Here is a 15,151-nt window from a genome sequence, read left to right as displayed (position 1 = left end):
ACCTTATGCCATCAGGCCGGTAAGGATCAGCGCAATAGCAATGCTGATGGCCACTTCCACCGCGGCAAGACCCACGTTGTGCTGACGCTCTACTTCATCGGCGAGGTCAATACGTGCCAGTACCAACAGTTTTACCAACTTAAGCAGCAGGCTCAGAACCAGCAGCATCACCACTGAGAAACACAGCCAGCTAAGCAGGTTGACCACATAGGCCGTGGGCTCAAACATAATAAAGTGACTGGCGGCATTGAAGGTGAGCGCCATGGCCAGCATATGACCCGAATGACGGATAGCGAGCGCCGTATGACCTTTGGCCAGCGCCTCTTGCATGCAGGCTCCCTGATTACGGGTGCTATAGCGGTTTTCACGCATCCGCGTCAGCAGAACCAGCATCAGCTGAGACACCACAAAGGCTGTGGTAATGGCGATAAAGGTATTGATGGTCAGGTCGTCCACCCACAGCAGGCTGGCGCGGATGATGATGGCGGTAGCCACAGCGGCGGCGGCATCCACCAGTGCCACGGACACATTGCCTTTGAGAATATGAGCGTTCTTATCGATGTTGTTGAGGGCGATTTTGTCGTGCATCACCCGGCCAACTTTAATCAGCAGCATACCAAACAGGCCGTAGGTGCTCATGCCGATGGCTTCAGTTACATAGTTGGGGGCGGCGGCACCTGTGATGGCGCCGGTCAGCACGACTCCCAACGCCAGAACGGCACCGGCTGTGCTGATCCCAAAGGCAAAATTGTCCTTTTCGGCCAGCTCTTTGCTGCTGTTTACCTTGACGCTCCAGCCCTGCAGATAGCGCATTGCGGTAAGCAGCAGAACGGCGATGGCCAGATCGATGGCCAAAATGATCAGCAGTTCCTGTGTCAGGCCATAATCTTGTAACAGTGTCATCTTTTTATCCTTATTCTGTTATCACTTGCCGCGACGGGAGCTGCGGCTGGTACGGTTTCCTGAGTTTCGGAAACTGCTGTCCTTGGCGTAATTTGAACGAAACTTCTGCCGCTCGGTGCTGGCCTTGGTGGCCTGAGCTACACTGGGCGCCTGCTGGCTTTGGCGTGAGAGACCTGTGGCACCGTTGCGGGTCTTGGCGTAGGGGCTGTCGAAGCGTTTTCCCTGATTGTCAAAGCGCTTTTTGGTTTGGGTGAAAACCTGCTGCTGCTTGAGTACATCCCGAGGAGAGCTGTAACGATATCGGCCTACATCGTTGTAGTAACTGTAGTGACGACGGCTGGACCAGTTGTCGTAATACACCGGGCGGTGGAACAGATTGGAAAACATGGAGTACATGCCGTACCAGGCCCAGAATGAGGTGCCATTACTGCCGGTCTGCCACTCGCCGTAGGTAGGGTTACCAATCAGTTGGCTGCCGGGGCCGAAGTCGTCGCCATTACCGGTAAGCTCCGACTCACGGCTGACCGCATTCACCCGTGGCAGGCTGCCGCCGGACATGTCAGCAAGGGCGTTTAACGGGTCGGACAACATGTCGTTATAGAGCGCCGGATCCGCTGCCTGATAGAGATTTTCAAGCTCATCCAGCCGCATGGTTTCATCGACAAAGTTAGCGGGGTTTTGGGCCTCATCAAGCCGTCGCCGAAGACTCTCGAACAAGGGCCCCTTACCTGCATCCGAGGCCAGCGCTGTCACTATGGGAGCCAATGAGGGGTCTTTCTGATTGAGCTGCTCGGCATAGTGTCTGATAAGGGTTGCGTTCCGTACTTCGCCCTTATCCAGCATGGCGCCGAGGGCTGCCAAACGCCCTTTGTTCAGCTCTGTATACTTTTCAATTTGCCTTGCCTGTTCGGCCGCTCCATTATCGGAACAGCCGGCAAGAGTCAGCATCAGCAATACGGCGCCCAGAGGGAGCAGTATGCGGCTAAGCCATCCTGTCATTTTAACTCCGTTTATCCTGCCATTTATAACCGGGAACCTGACCAAATATCAGTGATATATTATCGCTCTAGGTCATCGCCGAAGGTTTATAGTAACCTTAACCGGTCACAGTCGTCCCGGGTCAATCCCGTCGCCGGCAATGCACTACCTATATCATTCTCGACATAATATGTCGATACTTAGGCGCCAGGGATTAGTATGTCGCAAACGCAGCAGCTGGAAATACCGCAGGATATTCTTGATAAGGGCACAAAATGGCTGGAGTCGCTGGTGAATCACTGGCCAGATGGTCTGGCTGCGCTGAATGATGAGCAAAGGACAGAACTATGCCAGTTGGCCGGGCTGAGTGACTTTATTGCCCGTGAGATGCTGCGCCATCCTGAACGCATTAATCTGCTGTTTGGTGGTTTACTCGATACCGTTGATCGTGCCAGTTTTGACAGGGAACTGCATGTTCAGCTGCAACATGCCGGCACAGAAGAAGAAGCCAAGGCGGTGCTGCGCCGTTACCGGAACTTTCAAATGGCACGTCTTGCCTGGCGTGATTTTACCGGCAGAGTTGCATTGAAAGAATCTTTGCTGGATATCTCTGCCCTGGCGGAGGCGCTAATCATAGCCGGCCGCGACTGGCTTTATCGTGATATGTGCCAAAGCCTGGGGACACCTTCTGATACTCAAGGCAAACCGCAGCCGTTGATGATCCTCGGCATGGGTAAGCTGGGTGGCCGTGAGCTGAATTTTTCCTCCGATATTGACCTGATTTTTACCTTTCCCGAACACGGCGAAACCCAGGGTGGCAGACGGGCACTGGATAATCAGCAATTTTTTATCCGCATGGGGCAAAGGCTGGTAAACCTGTTGGGGCAGGTCACAGTGGATGGTTTTGTATTCAGAGTCGATATGCGCCTGCGCCCATACGGCGACAGTGGCCCGCTGGTGGTCAGCTACAGCGCCCTTGAAGATTATTATCAGGAACAGGGCCGTGACTGGGAGCGTTATGCCATGGTCAAAGCCCGTGCGCTCGGCCCCTGGTGCGGCTACAGCGATGAGCTGCACAGTTTGCTGCGCCCCTTCGTTTATCGCCGCTATATTGACTTTTCTGCCATCGAATCCCTGAGACGGATGAAGCAGCAAATTGCCCAGGAAGTGCGACGTCGCCAGCTGACCGACAATATCAAGCTCGGGGCCGGTGGCATTCGCGAAGTGGAATTCGTGGTGCAAAGTTTCCAGCTTATCCGCGGTGGCCGCGAGCCAAGCCTGCGCACCCAAAGTCTGTTTGGCGCCATCGACACCCTCTACAGTCTGGGACAACTGGAATATCTGGCGGTGGATGAGCTGAAAAATGCCTATGTGCTGCTCAGACGGGTCGAAAACCTGCTGCAGGCCATCGATGATAAACAAACCCAGACTCTGCCGGACAATCGCCTCGATTGGCAACGGCTTTGCGCGCCATTGGGCATGGCTAATGAAATTGACCTTCGCACCCATATCGAAGCGGCGATGGGGAAAATTCACCGGCATTTCCGCGATACGGTTGGTGGTGAAGAAGCTGAAGAAAATCATGAGCATTGGACCTGGCAGTTCTGGAATGTGCAGGAAGAAGATCACGCCGAGGCGCTGCTGAAAGATCAGCAAATTGATGATGACGCATTCTGGCCGCTGCTGAAGGGTTGGCGCGAAACCATGGCACGGCGTCCCATTGGCCCCCGCGGCCGGGAAACCCTCGACCGGCTGATGCCCAAACTGCTTGGCGAGTTGGTGGCCATGCCCAAACCCTCGGCAGCCTTTGCGCCAGTGTTTAATGTGGTCGAACAGGTGCTGACCCGAACCACTTACCTTGAACTCCTGTGTGAAAACCCCGGCGCCCGTGCGCAGCTCGTCAGCCTTTGCTGCGCCAGCCCCTGGATTGCCGATCAGCTGGCCAGGTTCCCCATGCTGCTGGATGAGCTTATCGACCCGGCTGCACTGTACGACATTACCTCGCTGGATGATTACGGCAGTGAGTTGCGCCAGTACCTGCTCAGGGTGCCTGAAGAGGATATGGAGCAACAAATGGAGGCGCTGCGACAGTTCAAGCTGATCCAACAGCTTAAGATAGCCGCCGCTGATGTGACGGGGGTGTTGCCCATTATGCAGGTGAGTGATCACTTAACCTTCCTTGCCGAGGCGATTATAGAGCAGGTGGTGCATCAGGCCTGGAACCAGGTTGCCGCGCGTCACGGGGTGCCGGGTCACCTTGAACCCGGTGAGATGGGGTTTGCGGTGATAGCGTATGGCAAGCTCGGCGGCATTGAGTTGGGTTACGGCTCAGATTTGGATTTGGTATTTCTGCATAATCATCAGGGCAGTGGCGTTACCAATGGTGATCGCCAGATTGAGATTGGCCATTTTTACGTCAAGCTCGCCCAGCGCATTCTGCACCTCTTTTCTACCCGAACGACCTCAGGTGAGTTGTATGAAGTGGATATGCGCCTGCGGCCATCCGGTGCCTCGGGGCTCTTGGTCAGTGAGATTGAGCGCTTTGGTGAGTACCAGCGCGAAGAGGCCTGGACCTGGGAGCATCAGGCGCTGGTACGTTCGCGTTTTGTGTTTGGTGATAATCAACTGGCCGGGCAGTTCAGTCGTATCCGCGCCGAGGTTCTGGGTTTACGGCGTGATGCTGACAAGCTGAGACAGGACGTGCGGGAGATGCGCACCAAGATGCGTGAGCATCTGTTGAAGGTGACTGGGGACTTGTTTGACCTCAAACAAAGCCCCGGCGGCATCGCCGACATCGAATTTATCGCCCAGTATCTGGTTTTGAAAAACAGCTTCGAGCACGATGAGTTAAGCGTATGGTCTGATAATGTGCGGATCTTCCAGACGGCGGCCGAACTGGACATTCTGCCGTTGAATCTGGCCCAGCAGCTGATTGCGGCTTACTGCACCCTGAGGGATGAAAATCATAGATTGACGCTACAGCAGGAGGCCGGTCAATTGCCTTATATTGCAGTATCGGATCACAGTGAGCGGGTGCTGGTAATTTATCGGGACATTCTGGGTGACGGTCAGCCTGAACAGTTGGAGAGCGGCGAGTGAGCTGTGGATTGGGCGACGGCGAATATCTGATAGCAGCCTGTATCGATAAACGCCCGGCCTTTATGCATCTGGAACAGCTTCAGGGCTGGCAGAGTATGGTTGATGGCGAGATTGCGGCTATTGGCCATGCCTGTGGCAATGGCTGGCGAAAAGTCTTCAATGTATATGCCAAGCTGTTGTGGGCTCTGGCAAAAGAGCCGCTGATAGTTGAGGCGCTGCGTCCGGCGTTGGCACCTGTTGCTGTCTTTGAGCGGTGGCAGGATTATCGTGATGCCTGTTTATTGCAGGCTGGTTCTGCTACTGCGCTGATGTTTTCAGTACCACCCCCCAAAACTGCTGCCGCTGCGCCGCTGCATATCATCATGGGGAGGGGGTATGGTCAGGCGCTGGCACAACGCAATGACGCTGGTTTTATCCTCGAATGGCTCAATGAATCCTTTGCCATCGATAGGGAAAATCGGGTGATAGTCTGCCCTTATTTTGACTACCGTCAGCTCAGTGATGCCCGTATTGAAACCCTGGTTAGTGTAGTGCGGGGGCTGTATCAACCAAGGCTTGAACCTCTGTTATGATTCAGTCCTTTTTCCGGCGGTGTTTGACCTGCCGGATATGAGCGCTGCGGATCTGCATCCCACATAACCAATGCCGGATAAAGCTCAGTGAAAGCCCTAGGCCAAGTGCTGAGTGCAGTAAACTTGCCGCCAACTGGCTATTGCTGCTGCTCAGGTAATACAGTCCAATCCCGGTTAGCATCAACAGCAGCAGCGCCAGTGCCATAAAGCTACCGCTGAAATGGTTTTCTTTTCTGCGCCATCCTGCGCGAATGTGCACTTGCCACAGTGCACCCAGCAGTATCAGCAGTATTGATGCTGACAGGGCATGGGTGCTCACAATCCCCTGCCTGAGGCTGCCAGGCAAGCTGAAATCCAGCTCCCACTGCAGTTTAAATTCCATCACCCAGGGGTACATGGCAAGGCCTGACAGGCTGCAGGCAAACATGGCCGTAAGCAGTAAATAGAAAAAACTGTCCGGGTAACCATTCAGGCGTTTCATGGTGTGTGTCTCGCTATCAATTCGGTTGGCAATAGGCCGCCAAGGGCGCGGACAAGGCCGGGTTCGCCGAAGGCGGCAATCTTGGTGAGTGCGTCGGCACGCCAGGCAAAAGGGGCTATGACAGTGTGCAGCTGTGCTGTTGCTGATGGCTGGCTGTCGGTGATAACCAGCGCCGGAAAGGCGGATGTTGGCATAGCGCCATGGCGTGAACTTGCCAGTGCCTGATTGCAAAGCCAGAGGCTGTCTTCAAAGCCCTCATCGGAGCGCAGTTGCACCCGGGTGGCAATGTCGCCGAACGCCTTTAAATCGCCGCCTGCGTTGACAGAGCCAGATTTAATGCCATGGCGCTTGAGGCTGGCAACCGCCAAATCCACCCCGTAGCCCTTGGCAATGCCATCCAGAGTAAGCAGCACAGGGCGTTTAAGCCGGGCTTTATTAGGCTTAAGCTCAATGTCTTGCCAGTTGCCACGTGGCAAATAGGGGGCGTCTTGGTGCAGGGGCAGGGCACCAAGACTGACCAGCTCACCGCCGAGGGTGATATTAAAGCGATTGCCGCTTAACTTCCCAAGGCTTCTGGCCAGTTTGAGCACCCGCATGCTGTGACGACTGAGGCTGAGCCACTCGCCAGCGCTCCCATTCAGACGCGACAGTTCACTGTCAGGCCGGTGAAATGAAAGCTGCACATCAATTTGTTTTAAAACGGCAAAAGCCGCTTCAACGGCAGCATTGGGGTTGGCGTCTCCTGCGTCACTGATGCAAATTTCGCAGAAGGTGCCAAGCAGTGGCCGGGCGCGTCTGATGCTCACGGCTGTCAGGCAGGCTGGCTTAAAAACAGCTGATGGATCACCAGTAGCCGTTTTACCCCGTCAAGCAGGTTACGACAGCTCAGGGTGGCACCGCTGATGTTGGGTACGTCCTCTTCCAGCTTGAAGGGATCCTTCAGGGTCTTGCCTGTAAAGTTGGCTCGCCAATTGGCTTCGCGCACCTCGCCGCCATGGGTTTCACGGTAGCTCAATACTTCTATGCCAAGGACTTCGCCACTGGGGCTGATGGCGGTGGCATAGGTGATGTATTCGTGCTTGCCAATCACATCATCGACGATAAACCAGCCTTGTAGCTGGCCGTCCTTTTCCACCCTCCATATAGGTTGATGGTCTTGACGTTGACGGGTTCCAGCGAGCGACTTGATGGCACTGCGGGCATCGCTGTCAAACAGCGTTGGGCGTTCCACAAAGCTGCCGGCGGCAGGAAACAGCAGCTGCTGCGCCTGGGGAATACTCAGGTAATCTGCGGCCACAGCTGGCGCCGCCACAAAAGCCATAGGGATAAACCAGAGGCTGTTATTGAAAACAGAATTTGACATACAAGGCTCCGATAGGGGCATGGCGGCCATGCCCCGGTCAGCATCAGAAGTTATAGGCAACCTTAAAGCGCCATTCCTGCTCGGTTTTTTCTATCAGGTGCAGGCTGGTGTCCTGGCCATCAAACTGCTCGCCGCCTCCGGCCAGCTGTGGGAGCCATGTGAGGGTTGCCCACCAGTTGGCGCTGCCATAGTGGATAGACGGGCCGGCAAACCAGGACCAGCGCTCTTGTCCGACTTCGGTTTCAAACTCGGTTTCGTACAGCACTTCAGCGCTGACAAACCAGTTTGGTGCGAATCGGTAGCTCAGGCCTGTGCCAAATTTAAGTTCGATTTCCATTTCCGGATCGGTTGGCCAATCGAAGTCTTCAGGCAGATTGTCGATGGGGGCGCGATCGGCATAGGTGGCTTCTACGGCGAGGTTGCCAAGCCATACCAGCTCGCCTTCCAGCAGATACTTCTGGGTTTGCAGGCCAAGCTCCAGCGACAGTGTGTCCTTGTCGTAGCCTGAGTGTTTGTCAATCCAGTCGTAATCCAGCGACAGGCTGGCCTGCAGGCCCAGCGTCTCCATGGCGGGGCTCAGGAACATGTAAGCCATTCCGACCTCCACACCGGAGGCTTTAAAGCCGATGTCTTTGGCGCCGGGCAGATAGCCATCAATTGACAGACCATCGGTATCGAGCGACATAAATTTGGCTGATACCGACGATGAAAACTTGCTGGAAACCCCGTATTCGTATTCAGTTTCGAAGTCGATGCCCTGATACGAACCCAGGCTCTTGCCATCACGAACCGTGATTTTTTGATACAGCTCGGAAGCCCCTTTTGGCAGGGCTTCGGCGCCCTTGATATAACCAAACAGATCTTCACCGGCAACGCTTTGCTGGCTGACAGCTGCAGTCAGCAGGGCAAGGGTGCACAGCTGAAATTTTGTTGCTTTCATGTTCATTCCCATCTTGATGTTATGTCCAAACTGCTGCGCATTTTAGATAATAAAGATGCAAATGAAAATGGTTTGTATTAATGTTTTGAGTGGTTATTTTCTTATGCTATTGATATTGAAACGATAAATAACTTTAAGTTTATTTTAAGTTTGCTGTTGGGAGACGGCCTGGCTAAGTATTTCCCTTAACCAGCGGTGGGCTGGCTGATTATCGACCCGTCGTGGCCAAACCATGTAAACCGGAATGGGGCGGCTCTTGAATGGGAAGGGCAGCACCTGTAATTGCAGTAAAGGTGCGTAGGCGTGGGCCAGTCTGGAGGGGGCGATACCAATGGCTTCACTGCGGGCGACGCTTGCCATCATGCTGATTTCACTGCTGTTCTCGCTATAGATACGCCGTTCTGGCAAAGGCTCTTCGCAGAAGATTTCCCCCAGACTCAGGCCGTGGCGACTCAGATTGAGCACACAGTGACGCTCGGCGGCAAACTGCTCGGCTGACAGGTCGCCTCGGATCCGCGGGTGATTGCCCGCAGCCACGCAGACAAACTCTTCTTCAATAAGCAGTTGGTTTTTGGTGCTGTTGCCTGAGGGGGGAAGTATGTCAATCACCATGTCGGCGCTGCCACTGTAAAGCGCCTGATAAACGCCTTCGGGATCGGCGGTCATATCTTTAAATACAATGCCAAGTTTGAGCCCACGAAGCAGAGGTTCAAGCAGCGGTTGCAATGTGTGGGTTGCTGCTTCGTAGGTATATACAGTGAATTGGCGGGTACTGGTGGCCGGGTTGAAAGCTTTGAAGGCATCCAGGGTGGCGGCAATGTCTTCCATGGCGATAGATAAGCCCTGATACAGCTGATGGCCTGCGGCGGTGGGGGTAATGCCGCGCCCGGCACGAACAAAAAGCTCTTCGCCTATCTGGGTTTTGAGTCTGGCAATGGCGTTGCTGACCGACGATTGGGTTAACCCCAGAATATCGGCTGCGCGGGTAAAAGAGCTGTGCTGATAAACACACAAAAACACCCGCAACAGGTTGAGATCCAGCTTGCCGTAGTCGCCCATGTAACCCTGTATTTGTTTCAGGTAAAACAATAAGGTACCTCCTATCACTGCATAAAAAAAGAGGCAGCGCCTGCTGCCTCAGAAAGGGAGTGGGTTAGTGCTGATGCCTGCGCCCCCAGTGATTGTCGCTGTGAGCCGGGCTGGCCTGATAGTAGATGCTGCGATTGGCTTCGGCGGCGGCTTCGTTTGGCAGCGGCACAATCTCAAATCGTGGGTCGAAATCCACCATCAGGCTTTTCAGGGTGGCCAGCACCTGGGTATCGCCCGCTGATTTGGCCTTGCCGCTTTCAAACAGCTGCTTGAGGCTGACCTGGCCCAGATTCATGGCGATGGCATCACGATTGTTGAGGGTCAGTGTAAGGTCGGCCCCGGCTTTGGGCTGGTCGACCTTGATGTTATTCAGGTTGCCGTTGGCCAGCTCTACGTAATAGGTTTCGCCAATGTCCGGCAGTACCAGATTCATGCCAAAACTGTGATGCTGCGCCTTAAGCGAGTCTATCCGGGTGGCCATGTAATCGAGCAGGCTGCCAATCGGCAGGTTAGCGATTACGTCGGCTGAGGCCGATTTTAACTCGCCGTCCTGAATGCCTACTCTGAGCTCCTGAGCGCCGGACAGGTACACATTTCGCCAGCCAGCGCCTTCGGATTGATAGCCAAGTTGCTCGTAAGTGTCGGCCAGCAGGTTACGGGCCTCGAGATTTTCGGGCTCGGCAATCACTACCTTATTCAGGGCTGTGGCGACAAAGTTGTATTCACCCTGGCGGTAATCCTTTTTGGCTTTTTTCAGCACCGACTTGGCACCGCCCATATACTCCACAAATTTAGTCGCTTCTGCCTTGGTGGGCAGGGGGTTGAGGTTCGCCGGGTTCATATCGAAATAACCAAGGTACATGTTGTATACGGCGCGGGCATTGTGGCTGTAAGTGCCATGGTAGCCATTGGTATGCCAGGCTTTCTGAATGCTATCAGGCAGCACTTTTTCGATTTCCCAGCCGATGTCCTGCATCACCACGCCGGAGTTGGCCAGCCGCAGAGACTGATTGTGCACAAAGCCGTAGTTGTCCCGTTGCAGTTTCATATAGGCCTGAATATTGGCTTTGTCCCATACCGGGGCGCTGTGGGCAGCGAACAGAAACTCGGCCTTATCGCCCCATGTTTCAAGCATCTGATTGATGGTTTTTGACCACTTTAGAGCATCGCGTACCTTGGCACCTCGCAGTGTGTAGACGTTGTGCATACCGTGATACATCACCTCGGCGCCCCAAATGGCTTGCATCGACGGAATATAGGCGACCGCCTCTGACGGCGCTTCGGTACCCGAGGCGTCCATAAAGATGATGTCGAGGCCGTCGATGTTTATCTTCTCGAACTTCTGGCCCTGCGCGTTGGTTTCAAAGTGAGGCACTATGTAAGTGATTTCGCCTTTGGCGATACCGTTGGAAAGCGCTGCATCCACAATGCCGGTGTCGTTGTATGACAAAGTGGCACCGTACTGATACGAGGTTCTTCGCGCCATGGCATTACCCGCCAGCACATTCTCATCCACCATTTCGGAAGTGATGTTGTGGGAGCCGTAAATTTTCACCTGTGGGAAGCGCTCGGCTACAGCCCGTGAACCGCCGAAGTGGTCGGCGTGGGAGTGGGAGTACACCATGGCGACTACCGGCTTATCGCCGCCGGGCAGATGTTTGAGCGCAAAGTCGAGGGTTGCTTTGGCGGATTCATAGGTAGTGAGTGGGTCGAACACAATCCAGCCATTGTCGGTGCGGACAAAGCTCATATTGGCGAGGTCGGTGCCACGCACCTGATAAATGCCGTCTCTGACTTCATACAGGCCATAGGCTTCATTATTGAGCTGGGCCTGGCGATAGAGAGATGGGTTTACGGTCTCCGGTGTTTTGTCACCGATGAACTCGAACTTATCTGCCAGTTGCGCGGCACTGGCATCATCCAGTGTGGCAATCAGCTTGGCACGGGTGTTGTTGAACGCGGCCTGGTCAGCAAAGTTCAGGCTGGCTTCAACAGCGGCGTTGTGGGCCTTGGTGGCCTCGGTTGCCGGTTTGCCCTGGTAACTGAAGCTGGTGGTCAGGGCATGCTCATCCTGACCCGCGCCATGGGCAGTACCTGCCGATGCGACAGGCGTTGATAAGATTGCAATGACAGCCACAGAGACAACGGAAAGTTTTAGCATCTTGGTGCTCCTTGATGAATAGGCATTTTGCCGATAGCACCGAGTTTAAAAAGACAATGTATTTCAATAAATGCATGTAAGTGTGGTTTTGATATTTATGTTGTGAATGTATGGTGGGGGATTAAAGCAGCCTGATATAGGTGCCTCTGAACGGTGCCTCAGGCGTAACAGCTAAGCTTTTAACACGCGCCATAGGCAACAAAACGTCAGCCAGGAAAACAAAAACGCCGACCCTAAGGTCGACGTAAATGGAAGTGATTCAATTAAGTTTGTCAGAGGCTTTGTTTGCTGTGGTCGACGGTTTTGCGATCGTATAGCTCAAACGGAAACAGATTGCGGATCCGCTGGGCAACGCCGTCGGCCACGTTGGCTGAAATATGCAGTCGTACATTGCCGGCGCGCTCGGCCCGGATAGTGCCGGTGAGCTTTTCAGCCTTTGCCAGCTGACGGCATTCCCGCTCGAACTTCTCCGGGATCTTGCCCTTGTGACTGGTCATACGGCCTTCTTTGAAATGGATCTCAAACAGCGTAAGGCCTTTTTTATTGCTGAATATCAGTCGGTAGAGAATATAAATACCAATGGCAATAAACAAAATTTTCAGTAAGTTAGCTGTCATATTGTCTTCCGTTGTTACTTTTTTCTTAAGATACCCCTTAAGTTTTTATCTGAAAAGTGGTTCCTGTCTCATTTATGACACTTGTGGAGCGTGAATTCGCATACTAAAGTCGTGCTATATGATAATGGATTTTGCCTCCCCCCAGAGTTAAGGATGACGATATGCCTCTTACCAATGCGGCAAGCTGGTCACAAATGTGTGACGCACAAGCCAAAATGATTGAAAACATGACTCGTTTTTTCCCTGAACGCCAAGACGAATTGACTAAGCTCAGTCGTGACTGGCGGATGATTCAGCTGCAGTTGGAGCGGGGCAATGTGCCGAGAATCAATGCTGATAAATAGCATGGCATAGTAAAAAAACCGCCCCTGAGGGCGGTTTTTTATTGGTGGGAAGGGAGAAAGACCGTCGCTTAGAAAGCGTAGCTGACACTGGCCAGTACAGTTCCTTCGCTGTTGAACAGGTCGTCTTTGATGGTTGCGTAGCTGGGGATGTTGGTATCCAACCAGGCCAGCGACAGACCGAATCCGGCGACTTCAGTGGATACGCCGATGGAGTAGTCGATAAATCTGTCACCAAAGCCAAATTCTTCATCTTCTACGGCGTCACCGAAGTTGTTACCTACGTGGAGATCCAGGCTCCAGTTTTCGGCAAACTCCCAGCTGTAATTCATCTCAAGGTATTGATAATCATAGTCTGAGCCGCTGTAGTCATTGGTATACCAGTAGGCGATACGTAAACCGCTGAAGTCGGCACCAATACTGGCTTCGTAGTAGTCATAATCACTGGTTTCGCCGAAATAATTGTAGCGATACAGGGTGACGTCAAAAGATAAATCATCATTTACTTCATGGTAATAGCCGGCGTATACGTCGAGTTCGATATTGGTACCGTCCTCTTCACCGAAATCCACGTTACTGGCCCAGGCACCTACGAAGAAGCCTGAATCAGTTGAGTAATCGATTCCCCCAGATACCTGCAAACTGCTGTCAGTTTGGGAGATACCGCGGAAGCGATAGTCATTGGCAACGCCAACTTCACCGGTCAGTTCGCCGGCGTTGGCCAGGGGTGACAGCAGCGCACCTGTCAGAAGGATCCCGGTCAGCTGTGCAAGCTTGTTTTTATTGAAATATTTATCCACGCTTGATTCTCCATTTTACTTTTGTTGACAGGGACGACGCCGAAGCATCCGTCCTCATTGGTTGCCAAACATCAGCACTGGGCTGTGACCTCATGGCGGGTTTTACAAATCAGTTTTGCTCAAATATCACATAGACTTTTTTGCAATGTTCAACCACTTCCCATGTGCCTTGAAAACCGGCGGGGATTACGAATTTGTCTCCAGCTTCCACTGTCAGACTGTTGCCGTCTGCGTCGCGGATGATGCTGCACCCTTCGAGGATGTCACAATATTCGTGTTCAGTATAGTTGACATTCCATTTGCCGCCAGCACTTTGCCATATCCCGACGTGAAACTGGCCGCAGCCACTGGAATAATGGTTGGTAAGTGCTTGTTCAGGATTGCCCTCTATTCGCTTTTCATCGGCGAGAAAGTAGCGCTCCGTTTCAGTTTTTGCATTGGCAAAGTGTTGAATATCTTTGACCGTGATAGTCATCCATAGCTCCAAAAGGGGCGCAAAGGCGCCCCAACGGTTTTACTTCATGGTTGGCATGACAAACTCTGCAGCCAGTTGCTTGCCCTGTGGCCAGCGAGCCGTGATGGCTTTGCGCTTGGTGTAGAAACGTACGCCGTCAGGGCCGTGCATATGTAGTGGGCCAAACAGAGAGCGCTTCCAGCCGCCAAAGCTGTGGAAAGCCATCGGCACAGGAATTGGCACGTTTACACCCACCATGCCCACCTGCACGTGATGGCAGAAGTGGCGTGCCGCTTCACCGCTTTGGGTAAAGATGGCAGTGCCGTTACCAAACTCATGCTCGTTTACCAACTGCAGGGCGCTGGCGTAGTCAGGGACGCGTACGATACAGAGCACTGGGCCGAAGATTTCCTCTTTGTAGATAGTCATCTCGGGCGTAACCTCATCGAACAGGCAGGCGCCGAGGAAGTAGCCATTGGCCTTGTCTTCCATTGACAGCGTGCGGCCATCAACCAGTAGCTTGGCGCCTTCACGTACGCCGGCCTCCACATAGCCGGAAACCTTGTCCAGATGCTGAGCCGAAATCAGCGGGCCCATTTCCATCTCGGGAGTCAGACCGTTGCCCACCTTGAGGGCGGCAATTTTGGGCAGCAGTTTTTCAACCAGGGCATCACCCGCATCACCTACAGCAAGCACTACGGAAATGGCCATACAGCGCTCACCTGCCGAGCCGTAAGCTGCACCCATCAGGGCGTTCACAGCCTGATCCAGATCTGCATCCGGCATCACCAGCATATGGTTCTTGGCACCGCCGAGGGCCTGTACCCGCTTGCCATGAGCCGAGGCTGTGGCATAGATGTATTCGGCAATCGGAGTTGAACCCACGAAACTTACTGCCTGTACGTCTTTATGAGTCAACAAGGTATCTACGGCTTCTTTATCACCGTTGACTACGTTGAATACACCATCGGGCAGACCGGCTTCTTTCAATAGCTCGGCAATACGCATCACTGAGCTTGGGTCTTTTTCAGAAGGCTTCATGATGAAAGTGTTGCCGCAGGCGATGGCGATGGGGAACATCCACATGGGTACCATCACCGGGAAGTTGAATGGCGCGATACCTGCCACTACCCCCAGCGCCTGGTTGACGGCCCAGGCATCAACACCTGTGCCTACCTGAGCTGTGTGTTCACCCTTGAGCAGATGCGGAATACCGCAGGCAAATTCCACTACTTCGAGACCACGGATAAGCTCGCCCTTGGCATCGTCCAGCACCTTGCCGTGCTCGCGGGTAATAAGCTCAGCCAGCTCGTCCATATTGGCTTCGACCAGCGCCTTAAACTTAAACAGAAT

15 protein-coding genes are annotated in these 15,151 nt (G+C 53.6%); 3 read left to right on the top strand and 12 right to left on the bottom strand.

From position 1 onward, the window contains the following. Nucleotides 1-3: 3 nt before the first annotated feature. Together ABYK60_RS08060 and ABYK60_RS08055 are read right to left on the bottom strand one after the other, a co-directional pair. Nucleotides 4-903, bottom strand: coding sequence for a DUF350 domain-containing protein (locus ABYK60_RS08060; RefSeq protein ID WP_372871466.1), 900 nt, complete (start codon nt 901-903; stop codon nt 4-6). A 21-nt stretch (nt 904-924) separates the two neighbouring features. Then, nucleotides 925-1,902: a hypothetical protein gene (locus ABYK60_RS08055; RefSeq protein WP_372871465.1), complete on the bottom strand. Its 978-nt coding sequence runs from the start codon at nt 1,900-1,902 to the stop codon at nt 925-927. Between the two features lie 198 nt (nt 1,903-2,100). On the opposite strand from ABYK60_RS08055, the gene glnE reads away from it, so the two are divergent. Both glnE and ABYK60_RS08045 read left to right on the top strand, forming a co-directional pair. After that, the gene (glnE, locus tag ABYK60_RS08050) at nt 2,101-4,980 is read left to right on the top strand and encodes a bifunctional [glutamate--ammonia ligase]-adenylyl-L-tyrosine phosphorylase/[glutamate--ammonia-ligase] adenylyltransferase (protein WP_372871464.1); all 2,880 of its coding nucleotides are present in this window, start codon (nt 2,101-2,103) and stop codon (nt 4,978-4,980) included. Continuing rightward, complete coding sequence (locus ABYK60_RS08045) at nt 4,977-5,552, top strand: hypothetical protein (protein ID WP_372871463.1); 576 nt, start codon at nt 4,977-4,979, stop codon at nt 5,550-5,552. The genes glnE and ABYK60_RS08045 overlap by 4 nt, the downstream gene beginning before the upstream one ends. 1 nt (nt 5,553) lies before the next feature. On the opposite strand, the gene ABYK60_RS08040 is transcribed toward ABYK60_RS08045, so the two are convergent. The 7 genes from ABYK60_RS08040 to ABYK60_RS08010 form a co-directional block, all read right to left on the bottom strand. Further along, nucleotides 5,554-6,033: a hypothetical protein gene (locus tag ABYK60_RS08040; RefSeq protein WP_372871462.1), complete on the bottom strand. Its 480-nt coding sequence runs from the start codon at nt 6,031-6,033 to the stop codon at nt 5,554-5,556. Then, nucleotides 6,030-6,839, bottom strand: coding sequence for an FAD:protein FMN transferase (locus tag ABYK60_RS08035; RefSeq protein WP_372871461.1), 810 nt, complete (start codon nt 6,837-6,839; stop codon nt 6,030-6,032). The genes ABYK60_RS08040 and ABYK60_RS08035 overlap by 4 nt, the downstream gene beginning before the upstream one ends. A gap of 5 nt (nt 6,840-6,844) precedes the next feature. Beyond that, nucleotides 6,845-7,396, bottom strand: a complete 552-nt coding sequence (locus ABYK60_RS08030; RefSeq protein WP_372871460.1) for an FMN-binding protein — start codon at nt 7,394-7,396, stop codon at nt 6,845-6,847. Nucleotides 7,397-7,439: 43 nt separating this feature from the next. Then, entirely contained in the window at nt 7,440-8,336 is an 897-nt protein-coding gene (locus ABYK60_RS08025) for a DUF6662 family protein (protein ID WP_372871458.1), read from the bottom strand. 144 nt (nt 8,337-8,480) lie between these two features. Then, on the bottom strand, nt 8,481-9,425 hold the full coding sequence (locus ABYK60_RS08020; RefSeq protein WP_372871457.1) for a LysR family transcriptional regulator: 945 nt from the start codon (nt 9,423-9,425) through the stop codon (nt 8,481-8,483). Between the two features lie 64 nt (nt 9,426-9,489). Next, a complete protein-coding gene (locus ABYK60_RS08015; RefSeq protein WP_372871456.1) occupies nt 9,490-11,586 on the bottom strand; it encodes an alkyl/aryl-sulfatase in 2,097 nt (698 codons plus the stop codon). A 272-nt stretch (nt 11,587-11,858) separates the two neighbouring features. Then, nucleotides 11,859-12,203 (bottom strand): DUF3634 family protein, encoded by a 345-nt coding sequence (locus tag ABYK60_RS08010; RefSeq protein ID WP_372871455.1) that lies wholly within the window; start codon nt 12,201-12,203, stop codon nt 11,859-11,861. Between the two features lie 161 nt (nt 12,204-12,364). Here ABYK60_RS08010 and ABYK60_RS08005 point away from each other — a divergent pair, with 161 nt between their 5' ends. After that, nucleotides 12,365-12,547 (top strand): hypothetical protein, encoded by a 183-nt coding sequence (locus ABYK60_RS08005; protein ID WP_372871454.1) that lies wholly within the window; start codon nt 12,365-12,367, stop codon nt 12,545-12,547. Nucleotides 12,548-12,615: 68 nt separating this feature from the next. Here the strand turns inward: ABYK60_RS08005 and ABYK60_RS08000 are convergent, their stop codons facing one another. The 3 genes from ABYK60_RS08000 to ABYK60_RS07990 form a co-directional block, all read right to left on the bottom strand. Then, nucleotides 12,616-13,344 carry a TorF family putative porin gene (locus ABYK60_RS08000; RefSeq protein ID WP_372871453.1) on the bottom strand — a complete coding sequence of 243 codons (729 nt, stop codon included), beginning with the start codon at nt 13,342-13,344 and terminating at the stop codon, nt 12,616-12,618. Nucleotides 13,345-13,453: 109 nt separating this feature from the next. Continuing rightward, nucleotides 13,454-13,819, bottom strand: coding sequence for a cupin domain-containing protein (locus tag ABYK60_RS07995; RefSeq protein WP_372871451.1), 366 nt, complete (start codon nt 13,817-13,819; stop codon nt 13,454-13,456). Nucleotides 13,820-13,858: 39 nt separating this feature from the next. Continuing rightward, on the bottom strand, nt 13,859-15,151 hold a 1,293-nt coding region (locus tag ABYK60_RS07990), incomplete at its 5' end, for a CoA-acylating methylmalonate-semialdehyde dehydrogenase (RefSeq protein ID WP_372871450.1).

Origin of the sequence: Shewanella sp. (assembly GCF_041630135.1) — a bacterium.
In the GTDB taxonomy this organism is placed as follows: Bacteria; Pseudomonadota; Gammaproteobacteria; order Enterobacterales; family Shewanellaceae; genus Shewanella.
This window is presented reverse-complemented; position numbering and strand designations above follow the sequence as displayed.

Coding starts and splice junctions, on each gene's coding strand:
- ABYK60_RS08060 (WP_372871466.1), bottom strand. CDS start 903: ATGACACTGTTACAAGATTATGGCCTGACACAGGAACTGCTGATCATT.
- ABYK60_RS08055 (WP_372871465.1), bottom strand. CDS start 1,902: ATGACAGGATGGCTTAGCCGCATACTGCTCCCTCTGGGCGCCGTATTG.
- glnE (WP_372871464.1), top strand. CDS start 2,101: ATGTCGCAAACGCAGCAGCTGGAAATACCGCAGGATATTCTTGATAAG.
- ABYK60_RS08040 (WP_372871462.1), bottom strand. CDS start 6,033: ATGAAACGCCTGAATGGTTACCCGGACAGTTTTTTCTATTTACTGCTT.
- ABYK60_RS08030 (WP_372871460.1), bottom strand. CDS start 7,396: ATGTCAAATTCTGTTTTCAATAACAGCCTCTGGTTTATCCCTATGGCT.
- ABYK60_RS08025 (WP_372871458.1), bottom strand. CDS start 8,336: ATGAAAGCAACAAAATTTCAGCTGTGCACCCTTGCCCTGCTGACTGCA.
- ABYK60_RS08015 (WP_372871456.1), bottom strand. CDS start 11,586: ATGCTAAAACTTTCCGTTGTCTCTGTGGCTGTCATTGCAATCTTATCA.
- ABYK60_RS08010 (WP_372871455.1), bottom strand. CDS start 12,203: ATGACAGCTAACTTACTGAAAATTTTGTTTATTGCCATTGGTATTTAT.
- ABYK60_RS08005 (WP_372871454.1), top strand. CDS start 12,365: ATGCCTCTTACCAATGCGGCAAGCTGGTCACAAATGTGTGACGCACAA.
- ABYK60_RS07995 (WP_372871451.1), bottom strand. CDS start 13,819: ATGACTATCACGGTCAAAGATATTCAACACTTTGCCAATGCAAAAACT.